This is a genomic window from Aeromonas sp. SE22, assembly GCF_038739755.1.
Lineage (GTDB): Bacteria > Pseudomonadota > Gammaproteobacteria > Enterobacterales > Aeromonadaceae > Aeromonas > Aeromonas jandaei.
Genome location: NZ_JBCGFD010000007.1, coordinates 44,779 through 61,780, shown reverse-complemented (window position 1 = coordinate 61,780; position 17,002 = coordinate 44,779). Strand labels below are relative to the sequence as shown.

The following is a 17,002-nucleotide window of genomic DNA, read 5'->3' as shown; positions in this document are numbered from 1 at the left end:
GGCAACATGGCAGAAAATCAATACTACGGTACCGGCCGTCGCAAAAGCTCCACTGCTCGCGTATTTATCAAAGCGGGTAGCGGTAAGATCGTAATCAACCAGCGCTCCCTGGAGCAGTACTTCGGCCGTCCGACTGCCCGCATGGTAGTTCGTCAGCCGCTGGAACTGGTTGAGATGACCGAGAAACTGGATCTGTACATCACCGTTAACGGTGGTGGCATCTCCGGTCAAGCTGGTGCGATCCGCCACGGTATCACTCGTGCTCTGATGCAGTACGACGAAACCCTGCGTTCCGAACTGCGTAAAGCTGGCTTTGTTACTCGCGATGCCCGTAAGGTTGAGCGTAAGAAAGTCGGTCTGCACAAAGCTCGTAAGCGTCCGCAGTACTCCAAGCGTTAATTCGCTTCTGGTACTCACTCTTTCGAGTGTCAAAAAAGCCTGGCAACTGCCAGGCTTTTTTTATTGGTGATCTTTCCTGTCGCAATGCTAACCATACGTCACAAAAGACAAAAAATTGTATATTTATTGTTTTCTGGGACTACCTCTCTTTCTTGTCAAGTTGTTATCTTTTCTTTAAAATTTCCTCGGTTTTTCTGTGGCAATTGTAACTCCAGCTTCCGCCGCTGTTGTCACGGGAAAAGGGGAACAGGGACACAATAAGAATGTGCGGAGTCCACATGGGAGAGTTTTTGGATGAGCAATGCGCCAGTTGATACCGGTCGCCGCAGATTTCTTACCTGGTCAACGGTTGCCGTTGGCGGGGTAGGAGCTGCGTTTACCGCAGTGCCGTTTATAAAATCATGGAACCCGAGTGCCAAGGCCAAAGCCGCTGGCGCCCCGGTTGAAGTCGACATCAGCAAGTTGGAACCGGGTCAGCTCATCCGTGTCGAGTGGCGAGGCAAGCCGGTCTGGGTGGTGAACCGCACCAAGCAGACGCTGGATGCGCTCTCTGCGCATGACGACAAGCTGCGGGACCCCTCATCCGAAGAGCCGCAACAGCCTGACTATGCCCACAACGGATATAGATCCATCAAGCCGGAAATCTTCGTGGCGGTAGGTATTTGCACCCACCTCGGGTGTTCGCCCTCCTATTTGCCGGACAGCTTTGGCGAGCAGGTGCAAGGGGTCACATCCGGCTTCTTCTGCCCGTGCCATGGCTCCAAGTTCGATATGGCTGGCCGGGTATTCCAGGGGGTGCCTGCACCACTGAATCTGGTCATTCCGCCATACAAATTCATCAACGACACCACCATCCTGGTCGGTGCCGACGGCAAGGAGGCCTGATCATGTTGAGCAAACTGATGGGCTGGATCGACTACCGGTTCCCGCTCACTGCCATGTACAACGACCACATGGCCAAGTATCCGGCACCGAAAAACCTGAACTTCTGGTACTTTTTCGGCTCCCTCGCCATGCTGGTGCTGGTCAACCAGATCATCACCGGTATCTGGCTGACCATGAACTACAACCCCTCTGCGGAAGGCGCCTTTGCCTCCGTCGAGTACATCATGCGGGATGTGGATTACGGCTGGCTGCTGCGCTACATGCACTCAACCGGCGCATCCGCGTTCTTCATCGTGGTCTATCTGCACATGTTCCGCGGCATGATCTACGGCTCCTACCAGAAGCCGCGCGAGCTGCTGTGGATCTTCGGCATGCTGATCTTCCTCTGCCTGATGGCGGAAGCCTTCATGGGCTATCTGCTGCCGTGGGGTCAGATGTCCTTCTGGGGGGCTCAGGTCATCATCTCGTTGTTCGGTGCCATCCCGGTTATCGGCGACGATCTGACTCTGTGGATCCGCGGTGACTACGTTATCTCCGGCGCTACCCTGAACCGCTTCTTCGCGCTGCACGTCATCGCGTTGCCGCTGGTGCTGGTGATGCTGGTTGCGATGCACATCTTGGCGCTGCATGAAGTGGGCTCCAACAACCCGGACGGCATCGACATTAAGAAGCACAAGGACGAGAACGGCTGGCCGCTGGATGCGGTGGCATTCCACCCTTACTTCACCGTCAAGGACATGATCGGCGTCGCCGGCTTCCTGTTCATCTTCTGCGCCATCATCTTCTTCAAACCGGACATGTGGGGTTACTTCCTCGAGAAGCCGAACTTTGAAGTGGCCAACGGCCTGAAGACACCGGCTCACATTGCGCCTGTGTGGTACTTCACCCCCTTCTACGCGATTTTGCGTGCCGTACCCGACAAGCTGCTGGGTGTCATCATGATGGGTCTCTCCATCGTGGTGCTGTTCCTGCTGCCCTGGCTGGATCGCTGCAAGGTGCGTTCGGTGCGCTATCGCAGCAAGCTGCACAAGCTGAACATCGCCCAGTTCGTGGTCTGCTTCATCATCCTGGGTGTTCTGGGTGTGCTGCCGTCGACCCCGACCCTGACCCTGATCGCTCAGGTGTGTACCTTGGGTTACTTCGGTTTCTTTGTCCTGCTGTTCTTCTATAGCAAGAACGAAAGCACCAAGCCGCTGCCAGAAAGGGTGACATTTAAATGAAAAAAATAATATTTGCAGTGCTGACCCTGCTGCCATCTCTGGTGTTTGCCAATACCGGAGCCGTGCATCTGGATAAGGCCAACTATGACCTGAGTGACAAGGCGTCACTGCAGCGTGGTGCGGCCACGTTCATGAACTACTGCTTCGGGTGCCACAGCACCCAGTATCAGCGTTACAACCGGGTGGCCGAGGATCTGGGGATCCCGGCTGATCTGATGGCGTCCAATCTCATCGTCAACGGTGCCAAGATCGGTGACCTGATGGAAAACTCGGTGCATGACAAGGATGCAGCCAAGTGGTTTGGTGCGGCGCCTCCCGATCTGACGCTGGTTGCCCGTGTGCGTGGTGCGGACTGGATCTACACCTATCTGCGCTCGTTCTACGTGGATCCGACCCGTCCGTTTGGCGTGAACAACGTGGTGTTCCCGTCCGTGGGTATGCCGCACGTGCTGGAGCCGCTGCAGGGCACTCCGCGCGCCGAGTTCGCCACCCACACGGTCGATGGAGTCGAGACCCAGCAGGTTGTCAGCATCAAATCTGACGGCAATGGTGAAATGAATAACGAAGAGTATGATCAGACGGTGCTGGATCTGGTAAACTTCTTGGTCTACTCGGCTGAACCGGTCAAACAGGAGCGCGAACGCATGGGCTTCTGGGTACTTGGTTTCATCGTGATCTTCTTCATCTTCACTGTGCTGTTGAAGAAGGAATTCTGGCGCGACGTTCACTAAGCGACCAGATCCGGGTAATATAATGCACGGCAATGAAGACCATAGAGGCTTCATTGCCGTTTCTGCTTTTAAATGACGGGAGGGTTCAATGGCTGTAGCTGCCAATAAGCGTTCGGTAATGACGCTGTTTTCCGGTGCCAACGATATGTTCAGCCATCAGGTGCGTATTGTCCTGGCGGAGAAGGGTGTTAGCGTGGATATTTGCCAGGTTGACCCTGCCAACTTGCCGGATGAACTGGCTGAGCTGAACCCCTACAACTCTGTACCGACCCTGGTTGATCGCGAGCTGGCACTCTACACCTCGCGCATCATCATGGAGTATCTGGACGAGCGTTTCCCGCATCCGCCCCTGATGCCTGTCTACCCGGTAGCCCGTGGTAACAGCCGTCTGATGATGCACCGTATCGAGCTGGACTGGTACTCGCTGGCCGACAAGATCATGGCTGGCACCGATGCTGATGCTGCGCGCAACGAGCTGCGGGACAACCTGCTGGCCATCGCCCCGATCTTCGGTGAGATGCCCTACTTCATGAGCGAAGAGTTTGGTCTGGTGGATTGCTACATGGCTCCGCTGTTGTGGCGTCTGCCGAGCCTTGGCATCGACCTGACCGGTCGTGGTGCCAAAGAGCTGAAGGCCTACATGGTTCGCCTGTTCGAGCGTGAGTCCTTCCAGGCTTCCCTGACCGAGGCCGAGCGCGAGATCCGTGCCGGCGTATGAGCATGGAACCGACAATGACCCCGAGCCGCCCGTACTTGTTACGGGCGTTTTATGACTGGTTGCTGGACAATGACCTGACCCCCCATCTGGTGGTCAACGTCAATATCCCCCATGTGATGGTGCCGATGCAGTTCGCTCAGGATGGGCAGATTGTGCTGAATATAGCGCCACGTGCCGTGGTGCAGTATCACATGGATAACGAAGCGATCAGCTTCAGTGCCCGCTTTGGCGGTGTCTCCCAGCAGGTTTACATCCCGATGGCGGCCGTGCTGGCCATTCATGCCAGGGAAAACGGTGTGGGCACCATGTTCCCGCCCGAGCCTGGTTATGACATCTGGCTGGAGCAGGCCGAGGCGCCGGTGGAGCCAGAGCCGGAACCGCCGCGTCCAAGCGGTCGTCCGACCCTGAAAGTGATCAAATAAAAAAACGCAGCCGGTTGGCTGCGTTTTTTTATATCCGCTTCGCATCATCAGTTCTGAGCGTACTCGAAGGCTTTGATTACGCGCTTCACGCCGTTGACGTGGCGAGCGATCTCGACGGCTTGTTCCCCCTCCTGGCGCGTAACCAGACCGATCAGGAATACCTCGCTATCTTCGGTCACGACCTTCACCTTGGTGCTGTCGAAGTTCTTGGTGCCGAACATATCGGCTTTCACCTTGGAGGTGATCCAGGAGTCATTGCTGCGGGTGGTGAAGCTGGCTGGTTGACCAAGGCGCAACTCGTTATAGACGTGGCGAACCCCTTCGATGCGGCCGACGATTTTGCCTGCCTCCAGTTTGTACACGTCAGAAGGTGTCTGGCCGACCAGCAACACGCGGCCATTGTTGCTGTAGACGCTGATCTTGCTGGCCGCGCTGAGTGGTTTGTTGTCGGCCAGCAGGTTGGCTGCTTTGAGCTCGATGGCCTGATCGTCCCACTGGGCGCCCAGGGTGCGGCGATCGCCTGAGGCCTTGGCAGTACCGGCTGCGCCGCCAACTACTACAGCCGCACAGCCTTGCAGCAGCAGGGAACCGGCCAGCAGGCCAAGAATGAGGATCTGCTTGTTCATGGTTTCAATCTTCCTGTTGCGGGAAAAGAGTCTGGTCGATGAGATCACACAGGCAGTGCAGGGTCAACAGGTTCACTTCCAGAATGCGAGGCCGACGGGCGGATGGTACGCGGATCTCCACATCGTTCGGTCCCAGCAGGCCAGCCATCTCGCCACCGTCACCACCGCTGAGTACCACTATGGTCATGTCGCGGGAGAGGGCAGCTTCCGCCGCCTTGATCAGGCTGCGGCTGTGACCCGAGGTGGTGATGACTACCAGAATGTCACCCGGTTGACCCAGCGCCCGGATCTGCTTGGCGTAGACCTCTTCGAAGCCGTGATCGGTGGCGATGGCGCTGATGGTCGCCATGTCGGGGGTCAGCGCCATGCCGGGCAGGGAGGGGCGCTGGGTTTCGTAGCAGTTGACCAGCTCGGAGATGAACAGCTGCGCCAGTGCGGCAGAAGGACCGTTACCGCATGCCAGCACCTTGTGGCCATTGAGCAGGCAGATGGTGATCATCTGGGCTGCAGTATGGATGGCATCCGGCAGCGCCTCGGCGGCTGCAATCTTGGTCTGGATGCTTTCGGTGTAGTTCTCTTTGATGCGGTCTGTCATAGGGTCCTCTTAAAATGCGTTCCGGATCCAGTCTGGCTGGTCCCCCTCGAACGCGATCACATCGAATCGGCAGGCCTGGCTGGCCTCGTTGATGGCATGTTGCTTCAAATAGTGGCGCGCTGCCAGCATGATCTTGCGCTGTTTTGCCCGGGTGACCGAACTGGCCGCTCCACCATGGCTGGCAGAGGCCCGGTACCTCACCTCAACAAACACCAGGGTCTGGCCCTGGTGCATGATGAGATCGATTTCGCCGCCCCGGCAGCGGTAGTTGCGGGTCACCGGCTGCAGACCCTGGGCCTGCAGCCAGCGTTCAGCCACTAGCTCAAAGTGCTGTCCCTTGCTCGACGGGAGCGGGAACAGGTTCTGCAATTGCTGGCGCATCCGTGCTAACAGCTCCTTCATTGGCTGGCTCCTCCAGCTGCTGGACCGCATTCTCGTCGACCAGCTTGCCGTTCTGGTAGGTGGCCCAGCTCAGCATCCGCACGATATTGCCCTGGGCATCGACGCTCAGCTGGCCACTCATGCCGGACTGCTGCATGCCGCCCACCTTGCGCATCTGTTGCAGATTTTCCGCCAGTGCAACGGCGTCATAGCCCATGGCAAACAGGCGCAGGAGATCGCCCTGGGTCTGCGGCCAGAGCAGGGCAATTTGCTCGCGCTGCTTCTCGTAACCACCGAGCAGCAGCGGCATGTCGGCGATACGCATGCCGTTGAGTTCGGAGGTCACTTCGGTTGCCGCGCTGTCATAGCCGCGCGGGCCGGTGAAGATTGGCAGACTGCCCATCGGATTGACGGAGACATCCACGTAGGGCTTGATCATCCGGGTTTCCAGCGGGTTGGCCACGATGTAGACCACATCGATGCTGCGCGGTGCGGCGTCGGAAAGCTGGACAACCTGGCCGGCACGGGCAGTAGAGCGGCCGCTCAGGGCGTTTTTGACCATGCCCTGCACTTCGTTGCGACCGCCGAAGGTGGCGACTACCGGCTTATCCTGGCTCACGGTTGCCCAGGCCTGTTCAAAGGCCTTGATGCTGCTGTAGCCGATCCGCCCCTGGGCGGCGATCAGCAGTGGCTTGCGATAGCCCTGGGTGTAGAGGTACTGCGCAGCCTGCGCAGCATCTGCTGCGGCAGAGAGGGAGAAGTAGTAGGTGCTGTCGTTGACGATCGGCTTGTCCAGCTCGTTGAGCGCCAGAACCGGCACCGTCGGGTTGGCCTTGAGCAGCTCCTCGACCCGATCTTTGAGCAGCGGGCCGATGATCATGTCCGCCCCTTCCTGAATCGCCTGCTTGTAGAGGTCGATGGTCGGTTTGCTCTGGGTGTCGTAGAAGTTCAGGGTAAATTGACCCTGATTCTCCTTGTAGGACATCAGCATACCGTTGCGGATGGCGGCGCCCTGCGGCTCCAGATTACCGGAGAGGGGGAGCAACACCGCAATCTGCTGCACCGAGGTGCTGGCAGCAGTGGCAGTCAGATCGCCAAGACCCGCCGGCATGTCTTTCTGGGCCGGGTGGTTGGGGAAGTCGCGCTTCCAGCCTGCCAGCTGGCGTGCCAGCAGGTTGGGCTGGGCACCGAACTCGTTGACCAGTGCCGCCAGACGCAGCCAGCCGGTGGTTACGTCAGGAGCCGGTGCCTCTTCCAGCGCCTGCAGGGTGGAAGGGGTCATGCTCTTGAGCAGCGACCAGATCTGCTGATGGTTGGTGGCCTGCTCGCTCTGGTTGAGGTAGGGCTCCAGCGCAATCAGGGACTTGGCTGCACCAAACTTGTTGTTGATGTCGAGCTGCAGTACCACGCGCTGACGATACCAATCCTTCTGGGTATCGGCATCCAGCGCAACCTCAGGCTTGCCTTCCAGCAGGATCAGCGCCTGATTGGCATGGCCTTGAGCCAGCAGCAGGTGGGCTTGCAGCAGCTGCAACTGCGCCTTCTGGGCTGGCGCCTTGGCCTGCTTTTGCAACTGCTGGAACAGTGCCGAGGCCGGTTTGGCCTGACCGAGCGCCAGATAGCTGCGCGCTGCCAGCATCTGCCAAGTAAAGGCTTCAGCCGGTTTAGCGGGATCGACCTGCTCCAGATACCACTGGGCGTTCTTGGTCAAATCCGAGAAGGCTGACGGCATGCCAGACTGCCCCGAAGGTTGATTGGGCTCCGACGCACAGGCGGCCAGCAGGATTGCCGCGAGTAGGATGCCGAAGAGTCGTGATACACTTAGCTGCTTTGTAACCCGGTTCAAGTTCATTCCCCGACCAGTGTTGAAATTCCCCATAGTGTAAACGGGGCAATATGGCGACACAATTGTCGGGGCACTCGGAGATCCCATGAGTGACATCCCAACCCTGTATATAGTGCCCACTCCGATCGGTAATCTGGCTGATATCACCCAGCGAGCGCTGGATACTCTGCGCAGCGTCGACCTGGTCGCTGCCGAAGATACCCGCCACACCGGCATTCTGCTCAGCCACTACCAAATCTCGGTGCCGACCTTCGCGCTGCACGATCACAACGAGCAGCAGAAAGCCGATGTGCTGATCGGCCGGATCAAAGAGGGCAAGAGTGTCGCTCTGGTCTCCGATGCGGGTACCCCGCTCATCAGCGACCCCGGTTATCATTTGGTCACCCGCTGTCGCGAAGCCGGGGTCAAGGTGGTGCCACTGCCCGGCCCCTGCGCCGCCATCACGGCGCTCAGCGCTGCTGGTTTGCCCACCGACCGGTTTGCTTTCGAAGGTTTCCTGCCAGCCAAGAGCAAAGGGCGTGACGATCGCCTGCAAGCCGTTATCGAAGATACCCGTTCGCTGGTGTTCTACGAATCCCCGCGCCGGGTGCAGGATACGGTAGAAGCGATCGCTCGCATCCTTGGCGAGCGTCAGGTGGTTGTGTGTCGTGAACTGACCAAAACGTTCGAATCCATCCACGGTTTGCCCGCCTCCGAGATGCTGACTTGGCTTGGCGAAGATGAAAACCGCTGCCGCGGCGAGATCGTGCTGGTGGTTGCCGGCGCCAGTAAAGAGGAAGAGGAGCTGCCGGCCGAGGCAATCCGTACTTTGGGTCTGCTGGTTGCCGAGCTGCCGCTCAAAAAAGCAGCCGCACTGACCGCCGAGATCCACGGCGTGAAGAAGAATGCCCTCTACAAGTACGGCCTCGAGCACTATTAATTGCCGTAAACGGGAATTGCCGGTTTACCCCGCCCGCATCACGAGGCTATAATCCGCGCCTCGGAGTTGGCTGGGCAATCGCTGCTTCGTCGTTGTGTCCCTCGGGACAGACGGGCGGAGGGGAGGAAAGTCCGGGCTTCACAGGGCAGGGTGCCAGGTAACGCCTGGGGGGCGCGAGCCTACGACCAGTGCAACAGAGAGCAGACCGCCGATGGCCCGCAAGGGATCAGGTAAGGGTGAAAGGGTGCGGTAAGAGCGCACCGCGCGACTGGCAACAGTTCGTGGCACGGTAAACTCCACCCGAAGCAAGACCAAATAGGCCCCTATTGGCGCGGCCCGCGTTGGGGGCGGGTAGGTTGCTTGAGCCAGCGAGCGATTGCTGGCCTAGAGGAATGATTGCTACCCGGGGCAACCCGGTACAGAACCCGGCTTACAGGCCGACTCCGACCCAATTTAAAAAGCCTCGCGAATTATCGCGGGGCTTTTTTCATTCATCGCGGAAAATATCTCATATGTGGTGAGATGATATTTATATGGGCGAATTATGCCTTGTCCTTCCCTCTTTAAATTAAGAAAATAGTCATTTGCATAAATCATTGATTTTTCGTTATTAATTGACCTTGGTTATCGATGGGCATGTATTGCTTCTTTTTATTGCTGATGTTTGGATGATTCGGGCCCTGCAATTAATCACCGTGATTGTGCAACAAATAACTCGTGGAAAATCAACCCACTTAATCCGTAACCCGCAAATGCTGCGTCAATATGTTCCCTCTGGCCGATCTCCTTGCTTGAAAAGCCCCCTCCACGTCCTTAAACTTCAAGGTGGGGAAAAGTGGATCAAAGTGGTTTTAAAAGGGGCGATTCGCCCGCTTACTCACCTTCAGGGACAGAAATTTGTTGCGTGGCGCTCACGCCATCAGCCTGGACAGCAAAGGGCGACTGGCGATTCCGACCAAGTTTCGTGACTGGCTGCGCGATGAAAGCGACGGCCAGCTGGTCTGCACCATCGATATTGCCCACCCCTGTCTGCTGCTTTACCCCCTGAACGAGTGGGAAGAGGTCGAACGCAAGCTCAAGACTCTTTCCAGCATGAATCCCGCCGAACGCCGCTTGCAGCGGCTGTTGCTCGGGCATGCGACCGAATGCGAGCTGGATGGCAATGGCCGTCTGCTGCTCAGCCAGCCACTGCGCAACCATGCGGGGCTGGACAAGAAGATCATGCTGGTGGGCCAGCTCAACAAGTTTGAGCTGTGGGATGAAGCCCGCTGGCAGCAACAGGTCAATGACGACATCTTGGGTCTGCCCGGGGACGATTGGGCAAGCTCACCACGACTACAGGATTTCTCTTTATAAATGACCCAAGCCGCTGAACACATCACAGTGCTGCTGCACGAAGCCGTCGAAGGTCTGGCCATCAAGCCGGACGGTATCTATGTCGACGGCACTTTTGGCCGTGGTGGTCATTCTCGTCTGATCCTGCAACACCTTGGCCCTAACGGCTGCTTGATCGCCATCGATCGCGATCCGCAGGCGATCGCCGAGGCTGCCAAGATCCAGGATCCGCGTTTCGAGATTGTCCATGGCCCCTTCTCCGGTATCACCAGTTATCTGAGCGAGCGCGGTTTGCTGGGCAAGGTGGATGGTTTTCTGCTCGATCTGGGGGTTTCATCTCCCCAGCTGGATGATGCCGAACGTGGCTTCAGCTTTATGAAAGATGGTCCGCTCGATATGCGGATGGACCCCACTTCCGGTCAGAGCGCAGCCGAGTGGCTGGCCAAGGCTGATGTAGACGATATCGCCTGGGTATTGAAGACCTTCGGTGAGGAGCGTTTTGCCAAGAAGATTGCCCGCGCCATCGTGCACGACCGGGTTACCGAGCCTTACGTGCGCACCCGCCAGCTGGCCGAGATGATTGCCCGGGTCAACCCGAGCAAGGAGAAGGGCAAGCATGCGGCGACCCGCAGCTTCCAAGCTATTCGCATCTACATCAACAGTGAGCTGGATGAGATCGAGACCGCGCTCAACGGCGCGCTGGAGGTGCTGGCTCCCCACGGTCGTCTGTCGGTGATCAGCTTCCATTCGCTGGAAGACCGCTTGGTGAAGCATTTTATTCGCAAGCACGAGAAGGGACCGGAAGTACCGTACGGCATTCCGTTGACCGAGGCCCAGCTGGCTGGCGGTCGCAAATTGAAGTCGGTCGGCAAGGCTCTCAAGCCTTCTGATCATGAAGTGTCGGAAAACACCCGGTCGCGCAGCTCTGTGCTGCGGGTCGCCGAGCGTCTGGCGGAGTAAGCGATGAGCGAAGTGCGTGTCCACCTTGCCAAGGAGATCGTTGCAGATCTCTGGCGGCACAAGCTGCAGATCCTGTTGTCAGTCGCCGTGCTGGTGACTGCATTTGCCGTGATCCTGGTGACCAACATGACGCGCGGCCTGACAGCCAAACAGAACGACCTGATGGCCGAAGAGGATCGCCTCAATATTGAATGGCGTCACCTCCTGCTGGAGCAGGGCACCCTGGCGGAACACTCCCGGGTGGCCACTCTGGCGATGGACAAGTTACAAATGGGTCGCCCTCTGGTGACCACCGAGAAGGTAATTACCCTGCCATGAAACGCAAGGCTACAGCCAAAGCTGCCAAAGCGAACGTCAAAGCGCCCTCGATCTATCCGTGGCGCTTTCGCACGCTGGTCGTATTCATCGGCATCGCATTTGTTGGGCTGATCCTGCGCTTGGCCTGGATCCAGGTGATCAACCCTGACCGCCTGCGCCAGGAGGGAGACATGCGCTCCCTGCGTACCACCTCCACTCAGGCGGTGCGCGGCATGATCACCGATCGCAACGGTGAACAGCTGGCGGTATCCGTGCCGGTCGAAGCGGTCTGGGCAGACCCCAAGACGGTGCACGAGTCTGGCGCGATTCACAACGAGCGAGCTTGGATGGCGCTCTCTGCCGTTCTCAAGATCGACATCAATACCCTCAAACAACGGATCGCCAATCCCAGCAAGCGTTTTGTCTATCTGCAGCGTCAGGTAACCCCTGCCGTTTCGGAATATATCAAGGGGCTCAAGCTGGGCGGTGTCTATCTGCGTCCCGAGTCGCGCCGTTTCTATCCGACCGGCGAGATCAGTGCCCATCTGGTTGGGGTGACCAACATCGATGGCCACGGTATCGAAGGTATCGAGCGTAGCTATGACGAGTGGCTGACCGCAACACCGGGCGAGATGCGGGTGCGCAAGGATCGTCAGGGGCGGGTCATCGAACGTCTTGGCATCGTCAAGGAGGGCAAGAACGCCAACGATCTGCAGCTCAGTATCGATCAACGGGTACAGGCGCTGGCTTATCGTGCGCTCAAGCGGGCCACCGACGAGAACAAGGCGACATCCGGCTCCATGGTGATGCTGGATATCAAGACCGGCGAAGTGCTCGCCATGGTCAACACCCCCTCCTACAACCCGAATAACCGCGGTCAGTATCAGAGCTTCCGGGTGCGTAACCGGGTGGTCACCGATACCTACGAGCCTGGCTCTACCGTCAAGCCATTGATTTTGCTCAGTGCCTTGCAAGCCGGTGTAACCAGCTGGAAAGATTTCATTCAGGGCGGGCCGCTCTTTATCGGTGCCAAGCAGATCAAGGACGTCAGTATCCACCGGGCGACCAACCTCTACGACATTCTGCGCTACTCCTCCAACATCGGTATGTCGCGCATCGCACTGCGGATGCCGGCGCAGGAGATGATCAACACCCTCAGCATGTTCGGCTTCGGCATGGATACCGGTAGCGGCCTGATGGGCGAGAGCAGCGGCATGCTGCCCCAGCGTCGCCGCTGGTCCGATATCGAGCGGGCGACCCTCTCGTTTGGTTATGGTCTGCGGGTTACCCCGCTGCAACTGGCTTCCGCTTACGCCACCCTGGCCAACAAGGGCAAGCGGGTGCCCATCTCCATCGTCAAGGTCACCACGCCGCCCAAGGGTGAACAGGTGATAGACCACAACAACGCCTCTGCCATGCTGCAGGCGCTGGAGTACGTAGTCGACAACGCAATTCCCAAGGCCAAGATCCCGGGCTACCGGGTAGGCGGCAAGAGTGGTACCGCCAAGGTCGCCGTCGCGGGTGGCTATGGCAAGGATTACATGGCCTGGTTTGCCGGCTTCGCCCCGGCCAGTGATCCCCGTTTCGTCATGGTGGTGGTAATCAACGAGCCAAAAGGCAGCGCCTACTATGGTGGCGCCGTGGCGACCCCGCCGTTTGCAGAGGCCATGGGCGGGGTGCTGCAACTCTTCAATATTCGTCCGGATGCGGTACCCCCTTCGGTACCCACCAAACTCGCCAGTACGGAGGCTCCTGTTGCACCGCGCACTTGATTCATTACTGCGCCCCTTCGGCATTACTGCGCCGGCGCTTGTCCTGACCGATATCCAGCTGGATAGTCGGCGGGTTGGCCCTGGCTCTCTCTTTGTGGCCATTCGCGGCCATCAGGTGGACGGCAGACGGTTTATCGAACAGGCGGTGGCTCAGGGAGCGACCGCTGTTGTGTTTGAGGAGTATGGTGAATTTATCGCGCCAGCAGTTTCTGTTCCCTGCATCGGAATGCGCGATTTGCCTGCTCATCTCTCCGCCCTCGCAGGCTATTTCTACGATCAGCCAGCCCAAAAACTGGAGCTGGTGGGGATCACGGGGACCAACGGCAAGAGCACCACTGCGCTGCTGGTCGCCAACTGGCGCACCCTGCTGGGTGGCAAGGCTGGCGTGATGGGCACCATAGGTAACGGTCTGTTTGGCAACCTGATCGAAGCGGAAAACACCACTGGCAGCGCCGTTCAGGTGCAAGCCAATCTGGCCGCTCTGCAAGAGCAGGGGGCGGATCTGGTGGCGATGGAGGTTTCCAGTCACGGTCTGGTGCAACATCGGGTTGCCGCCCTGCCGTTTACTGCCGCGGTCTTCACCAATCTGAGTCGGGATCACCTCGACTACCACGGCACCATGGAGGCCTATGGTGCCGCCAAGGAGCAACTGTTGCAGCTGGTCGACGAAGTGAACGCAGTGATCAACCGCGATGACGAGCTGGGTGCCAAGTGGCTCGAAAAATATTCCTCAGCGGTGGCGTTCAGCGTTAATGGCCCGATTGAACACCATTCCGGCCGTCAGTTAACGGCGCAGCAACTCGATTTTCACCAGCAAGGTTTTCGCGCGCAGATTAACTCCAGCTGGGGGAATGGTGTATTATCCGCCCCCTTGCTCGGGCGCTTCAACGTCAGCAATGTGCTGGCGGCGATGGGTGTCATGCTGGTACTCGGCTATGACTTCGACGAGCTGCTGGCAACTGCCCCGAAATTGCAGCCGGTGACCGGTCGCATGGAGTGCTTTGGCGGCGGTGATGCGCCCCTTGCCGTGGTCGATTATGCCCACACCCCGGACGCGCTGGACAAGGCGCTGCAAGCACTGCGCGTGCATTGCAAAGGCCAGCTCTGGTGTCTGGTCGGTTGTGGTGGTGATCGGGATCGCGGCAAGCGCCCCATGATGGCAGCCATGGCTGAACAGTATGCGGATCGCGTGATCCTGACCGACGACAATCCCCGTACCGAGGAGCCGGCCCGGATCATGGCCGACATGGTGGCGGGCCTTCGCGATCCTGCTGCGGTGCAGGTCGAGCACGATCGGGTCAAGGCGATCAACCTGGCTATCCGTCAGGCGAGCAAACAGGACATCATTCTGGTGGCCGGCAAAGGCCACGAGGATTATCAAATCATTGGAACCGACAAGCGGCACTATAGCGACCGGGAAACCGTCGCGGCTGCTTTGCACACATTAATGGAGTCATTCAAATGATGACCCTCAGGCTTGCCGACCTGGCGCTGGTGCTTGATGCCCGTCTGATTGGTGAAGATGGCGAGATTACTGCAGTCAGCACCGATACCCGTACTCTGGGTGCTGGCGCCCTGTTTGTTGCACTGCGCGGCGAGCGCTTCGATGCCCACGATTTTTGCGATCAGGCGCTGGCTGCAGGGGCCTCTGCCCTGCTGGTCGAGCGCGAACTGCCGCTGGCCATCCCCCAACTGGTGGTAACCGATACCCTCAAGGGGCTGGGCCATCTCGGCAAACTGGTGCGTGAACGCATCAACCCGAAAGTGCTGGCTATCACTGGCAGCTGCGGCAAGACCACGGTGAAGGAGATGGCGACCGCCATCCTGCGTCATGAAGGAGAGGTGCTGGCCACCGCCGGCAACTTCAACAATGAGGTGGGGGTGCCGCTCACCCTGCTGCGTCTCGAGCCGCAACACAAGTTTGCGGTGATGGAGCTGGGTGCCAACCATCCGGGCGAGATCGCCTGGACTACTTCACTGGCCAAACCCGATGCCGCCATCATCAACAACGTGGCGGCGGCCCATCTGGAGGGCTTTGGCTCGCTGGAAGGGGTGTTCCACGCCAAGAGCGAAATCTTTGAGGGGCTGAGCGAAGGCGGAACCGCCATCGTCAATGCCGACAACGAATTCTGGCCGAAGTGGCGGGAACGCGGCATTCGCTGCGCCTTCTCCATCGAAGATCAGAGCCAGCCGTTCCATGCTCGCGATGTGGTTCTCAACGCTCAGGGTTGTGCCGAGTTCGTTATGGTGACCCCGCAGGGCGAGGTGAGCCTGACTCTGGCGATCCCCGGCCGCCATAACGTGGCCAATGCGCTGGCTGCTGCTGCCGGTACCTTGGCGCTCGGTGCTTCTCTGGCCTCGGTCAAAGCCGGTCTGGAGCAGATGGCTCCGGTCAAGGGACGCTTCTGCGTTCAGCGCTGGGGCGGTCTGACCCTGGTGGACGATACCTACAACGCCAGCGTGGAGTCCGTGCTGGCGGGCATCGATGCCCTGACCGCCATGAGCGGCTTCAAGGTGCTGGTGTTTGGTGACATGCGGGAACTGGGTGACGAGTCTGCCGAGCAACATGCCCGGGTTGGCCATCATGCCCGCGAGTGCGGTCTGGATGCCGTGCTGACAGTGGGGGAAGAGAGTCGCCATACCGCAGATGCCGCGGCTGGTCGACATTTCGATAACAAGGCGTCGTTGTTTGAAGTGCTTGCGCAAATGATTAATACACATCAGGAAATTTCGATTCTGGTCAAAGGGGCCCGTGGCTCCCGCATGGAAGATATCGTCAAGATGGTCGTCGACCATCAGGAGTCAGCTGCATGCTAGTCTGGCTGGCTGAACTGCTCACCCCGCACTTCACCTTCTTCAACGTCTTCTCCTACCTGACGTTTCGCGCCATCCTGTCGATCATTACCGGTCTGGGTGTCGCGCTCTGGATGGGGCCGCGCCTCATTCGTCGCCTGCAGATCCTGAAGTTCGGTCAGGTGATCCGCAACGATGGCCCCGAGTCTCACCTCAGCAAGCGGGGTACCCCGACCATGGGGGGGCTGATGATCATTGCCGCCATCTTCACTTCCGTGTTGCTCTGGTGCCGCCTCGACAACCCCTATGTCTGGCTGGTGCTGTTTGTGCTGGGGGCCTACGGTGCCATCGGCTTTGCCGACGACTACCTCAAGGTGGTGCGCAAGAACACTGACGGTCTGATCGCCCGCTGGAAGTACTTCTGGCAATCCGCCGTTGCGCTGGGAGTGGCGGTATTCCTCTATGCTACTGCCACCCACGATGGTCAGACCCAGCTGGTGGTGCCCTTCCTCAAGGATGTGATGCCGCAGCTTGGCCTGATGTTTATCCTGCTGACCTACTTTGTCATCGTCGGTACCTCCAACGCGGTCAACCTGACCGATGGTCTGGATGGCTTGGCCATCATGCCGACCGTGATGGTGGCGGGCGGCTTTGCGTTTATCGCCTGGGCAACCGGCAACGTCAACTTCGCCAGCTACCTGCATATTCCCTATGTTCCCTATACTTCCGAGCTGGTGATCGTCTGTACCGCCATCGTCGGTGCGGGTCTGGGCTTCCTCTGGTTCAACACCTATCCGGCTCAGGTCTTCATGGGTGACGTCGGCTCGCTGGCGCTGGGCGGCGCGCTCGGTACCATCGCCGTACTGGTGCGTCAGGAGTTTCTGCTGGTGATCATGGGCGGGGTATTCGTGATGGAGACTGTCTCGGTGATCCTGCAAGTGGGTTCATACAAGCTGCGCGGCGTGCGGATCTTCCGCATGGCGCCGATCCATCACCACTACGAGAAGAAGGGCTGGCCGGAGCCGCGCGTTATCGTGCGCTTCTGGATCATCACCCTCGTGCTGGTGCTGCTGGGTCTTGCCACCCTGAAGGTGAGGTAAGGC

At 58.8% G+C, this 17,002-nt stretch carries 18 protein-coding genes and 1 other RNA gene; 15 read left to right on the top strand and 4 right to left on the bottom strand.

Annotated elements, in window-relative coordinates; translation table 11 throughout:
- Positions 1-6: 6 nt before the first annotated feature.
- The 6 genes from rpsI to AAHA39_RS12720 all read left to right on the top strand — a co-directional run bounded on the left by rpsI (position 7) and on the right by AAHA39_RS12720 (position 4,375).
- Positions 7-399, top strand: coding sequence for a 30S ribosomal protein S9 (gene rpsI, locus AAHA39_RS12745; RefSeq protein WP_005336286.1), 393 nt, complete (start codon positions 7-9; stop codon positions 397-399).
- A gap of 294 nt (positions 400-693) precedes the next feature.
- Positions 694-1,284: a ubiquinol-cytochrome c reductase iron-sulfur subunit gene (gene petA, locus AAHA39_RS12740; protein WP_041210136.1), complete on the top strand. Its 591-nt coding sequence runs from the start codon at positions 694-696 to the stop codon at positions 1,282-1,284.
- 2 nt (positions 1,285-1,286) lie between these two features.
- The gene (locus AAHA39_RS12735; protein ID WP_043850970.1) at positions 1,287-2,504 is read left to right on the top strand and encodes a cytochrome b; all 1,218 of its coding nucleotides are present in this window, start codon (positions 1,287-1,289) and stop codon (positions 2,502-2,504) included.
- Positions 2,501-3,235, top strand: coding sequence for a cytochrome c1 (locus tag AAHA39_RS12730; protein WP_033115439.1), 735 nt, complete (start codon positions 2,501-2,503; stop codon positions 3,233-3,235). The genes AAHA39_RS12735 and AAHA39_RS12730 overlap by 4 nt, the downstream gene beginning before the upstream one ends.
- An 88-nt stretch (positions 3,236-3,323) precedes the next feature.
- The gene (gene sspA / locus AAHA39_RS12725) at positions 3,324-3,953 is read left to right on the top strand and encodes a stringent starvation protein SspA (protein WP_033115438.1); all 630 of its coding nucleotides are present in this window, start codon (positions 3,324-3,326) and stop codon (positions 3,951-3,953) included.
- Positions 3,950-4,375 carry a ClpXP protease specificity-enhancing factor gene (locus AAHA39_RS12720; RefSeq protein ID WP_033115437.1) on the top strand — a complete coding sequence of 142 codons (426 nt, stop codon included), beginning with the start codon at positions 3,950-3,952 and terminating at the stop codon, positions 4,373-4,375. The genes sspA and AAHA39_RS12720 overlap by 4 nt, the downstream gene beginning before the upstream one ends.
- A gap of 47 nt (positions 4,376-4,422) precedes the next feature.
- Here the strand turns inward: AAHA39_RS12720 and dolP are convergent, their stop codons facing one another.
- The 4 genes from dolP to AAHA39_RS12700 are packed head-to-tail and all read right to left on the bottom strand — an operon-like array spanning position 4,423 to position 7,709.
- Positions 4,423-5,001, bottom strand: a complete 579-nt coding sequence (gene dolP / locus AAHA39_RS12715) for a division/outer membrane stress-associated lipid-binding lipoprotein (protein ID WP_033115436.1) — start codon at positions 4,999-5,001, stop codon at positions 4,423-4,425.
- Between the two features lie 4 nt (positions 5,002-5,005).
- Entirely contained in the window at positions 5,006-5,596 is a 591-nt protein-coding gene (locus tag AAHA39_RS12710; protein ID WP_005336275.1) for a D-sedoheptulose-7-phosphate isomerase, read from the bottom strand.
- A gap of 9 nt (positions 5,597-5,605) precedes the next feature.
- A complete protein-coding gene (locus AAHA39_RS12705; protein WP_033115435.1) occupies positions 5,606-5,977 on the bottom strand; it encodes a YraN family protein in 372 nt (123 codons plus the stop codon).
- The gene (locus AAHA39_RS12700; protein WP_320655540.1) at positions 5,919-7,709 is read right to left on the bottom strand and encodes a penicillin-binding protein activator; all 1,791 of its coding nucleotides are present in this window, start codon (positions 7,707-7,709) and stop codon (positions 5,919-5,921) included. The genes AAHA39_RS12705 and AAHA39_RS12700 overlap by 59 nt, the downstream gene beginning before the upstream one ends.
- 199 nt (positions 7,710-7,908) lie before the next feature.
- Between AAHA39_RS12700 and rsmI the strand changes: the two genes are divergently transcribed.
- The 9 genes from rsmI (at position 7,909) to mraY (ending at position 16,999) form a co-directional block, all read left to right on the top strand.
- Positions 7,909-8,742 carry a 16S rRNA (cytidine(1402)-2'-O)-methyltransferase gene (gene rsmI, locus AAHA39_RS12695; protein WP_033115433.1) on the top strand — a complete coding sequence of 278 codons (834 nt, stop codon included), beginning with the start codon at positions 7,909-7,911 and terminating at the stop codon, positions 8,740-8,742.
- Positions 8,743-8,804: 62 nt separating this feature from the next.
- An RNA gene (rnpB, locus tag AAHA39_RS12690) (RNase P RNA component class A) lies at positions 8,805-9,191 on the top strand.
- Positions 9,192-9,639: 448 nt separating this feature from the next.
- Positions 9,640-10,098 (top strand): division/cell wall cluster transcriptional repressor MraZ, encoded by a 459-nt coding sequence (gene mraZ / locus AAHA39_RS12685; protein WP_033115394.1) that lies wholly within the window; start codon positions 9,640-9,642, stop codon positions 10,096-10,098.
- Positions 10,099-11,037, top strand: a complete 939-nt coding sequence (rsmH, locus tag AAHA39_RS12680) for a 16S rRNA (cytosine(1402)-N(4))-methyltransferase RsmH (RefSeq protein ID WP_320655537.1) — start codon at positions 10,099-10,101, stop codon at positions 11,035-11,037. It begins immediately after the preceding gene.
- Positions 11,038-11,040: 3 nt separating this feature from the next.
- Positions 11,041-11,355, top strand: coding sequence for a cell division protein FtsL (gene ftsL, locus AAHA39_RS12675; RefSeq protein WP_005341708.1), 315 nt, complete (start codon positions 11,041-11,043; stop codon positions 11,353-11,355).
- Positions 11,352-13,106 (top strand): penicillin-binding transpeptidase domain-containing protein, encoded by a 1,755-nt coding sequence (locus AAHA39_RS12670; RefSeq protein ID WP_033115391.1) that lies wholly within the window; start codon positions 11,352-11,354, stop codon positions 13,104-13,106. Before ftsL ends, AAHA39_RS12670 begins: the two co-directional genes overlap by 4 nt.
- Positions 13,087-14,571: a UDP-N-acetylmuramoyl-L-alanyl-D-glutamate--2,6-diaminopimelate ligase gene (murE, locus tag AAHA39_RS12665; RefSeq protein ID WP_320655688.1), complete on the top strand. Its 1,485-nt coding sequence runs from the start codon at positions 13,087-13,089 to the stop codon at positions 14,569-14,571. The genes AAHA39_RS12670 and murE overlap by 20 nt, the downstream gene beginning before the upstream one ends.
- On the top strand, positions 14,568-15,923 hold the full coding sequence (locus tag AAHA39_RS12660; protein ID WP_320655533.1) for a UDP-N-acetylmuramoyl-tripeptide--D-alanyl-D-alanine ligase: 1,356 nt from the start codon (positions 14,568-14,570) through the stop codon (positions 15,921-15,923). Before murE ends, AAHA39_RS12660 begins: the two co-directional genes overlap by 4 nt.
- The gene (gene mraY / locus AAHA39_RS12655) at positions 15,917-16,999 is read left to right on the top strand and encodes a phospho-N-acetylmuramoyl-pentapeptide-transferase (protein WP_005341701.1); all 1,083 of its coding nucleotides are present in this window, start codon (positions 15,917-15,919) and stop codon (positions 16,997-16,999) included. Before AAHA39_RS12660 ends, mraY begins: the two co-directional genes overlap by 7 nt.
- Positions 17,000-17,002 lie beyond the last annotated feature (3 nt).

Bases quoted from the DNA above. Each gene is read 5' to 3' on its own strand.
- AAHA39_RS12660 (WP_320655533.1), top strand. From the start codon at position 14,568: ATGATGACCCTCAGGCTTGCCGACCTGGCGCTGGTGCTTGATGCCCGT.
- AAHA39_RS12705 (WP_033115435.1), bottom strand. From the start codon at position 5,977: ATGCGCCAGCAATTGCAGAACCTGTTCCCGCTCCCGTCGAGCAAGGGA.
- rsmH (WP_320655537.1), top strand. From the start codon at position 10,099: ATGACCCAAGCCGCTGAACACATCACAGTGCTGCTGCACGAAGCCGTC.
- mraY (WP_005341701.1), top strand. From the start codon at position 15,917: ATGCTAGTCTGGCTGGCTGAACTGCTCACCCCGCACTTCACCTTCTTC.
- AAHA39_RS12735 (WP_043850970.1), top strand. From the start codon at position 1,287: ATGTTGAGCAAACTGATGGGCTGGATCGACTACCGGTTCCCGCTCACT.
- petA (WP_041210136.1), top strand. From the start codon at position 694: ATGAGCAATGCGCCAGTTGATACCGGTCGCCGCAGATTTCTTACCTGG.
- dolP (WP_033115436.1), bottom strand. From the start codon at position 5,001: ATGAACAAGCAGATCCTCATTCTTGGCCTGCTGGCCGGTTCCCTGCTG.
- sspA (WP_033115438.1), top strand. From the start codon at position 3,324: ATGGCTGTAGCTGCCAATAAGCGTTCGGTAATGACGCTGTTTTCCGGT.
- ftsL (WP_005341708.1), top strand. From the start codon at position 11,041: ATGAGCGAAGTGCGTGTCCACCTTGCCAAGGAGATCGTTGCAGATCTC.
- rsmI (WP_033115433.1), top strand. From the start codon at position 7,909: ATGAGTGACATCCCAACCCTGTATATAGTGCCCACTCCGATCGGTAAT.
- AAHA39_RS12710 (WP_005336275.1), bottom strand. From the start codon at position 5,596: ATGACAGACCGCATCAAAGAGAACTACACCGAAAGCATCCAGACCAAG.
- AAHA39_RS12700 (WP_320655540.1), bottom strand. From the start codon at position 7,709: ATGCCGTCAGCCTTCTCGGATTTGACCAAGAACGCCCAGTGGTATCTG.
- AAHA39_RS12730 (WP_033115439.1), top strand. From the start codon at position 2,501: ATGAAAAAAATAATATTTGCAGTGCTGACCCTGCTGCCATCTCTGGTG.
- AAHA39_RS12670 (WP_033115391.1), top strand. From the start codon at position 11,352: ATGAAACGCAAGGCTACAGCCAAAGCTGCCAAAGCGAACGTCAAAGCG.
- AAHA39_RS12720 (WP_033115437.1), top strand. From the start codon at position 3,950: ATGAGCATGGAACCGACAATGACCCCGAGCCGCCCGTACTTGTTACGG.
- rpsI (WP_005336286.1), top strand. From the start codon at position 7: ATGGCAGAAAATCAATACTACGGTACCGGCCGTCGCAAAAGCTCCACT.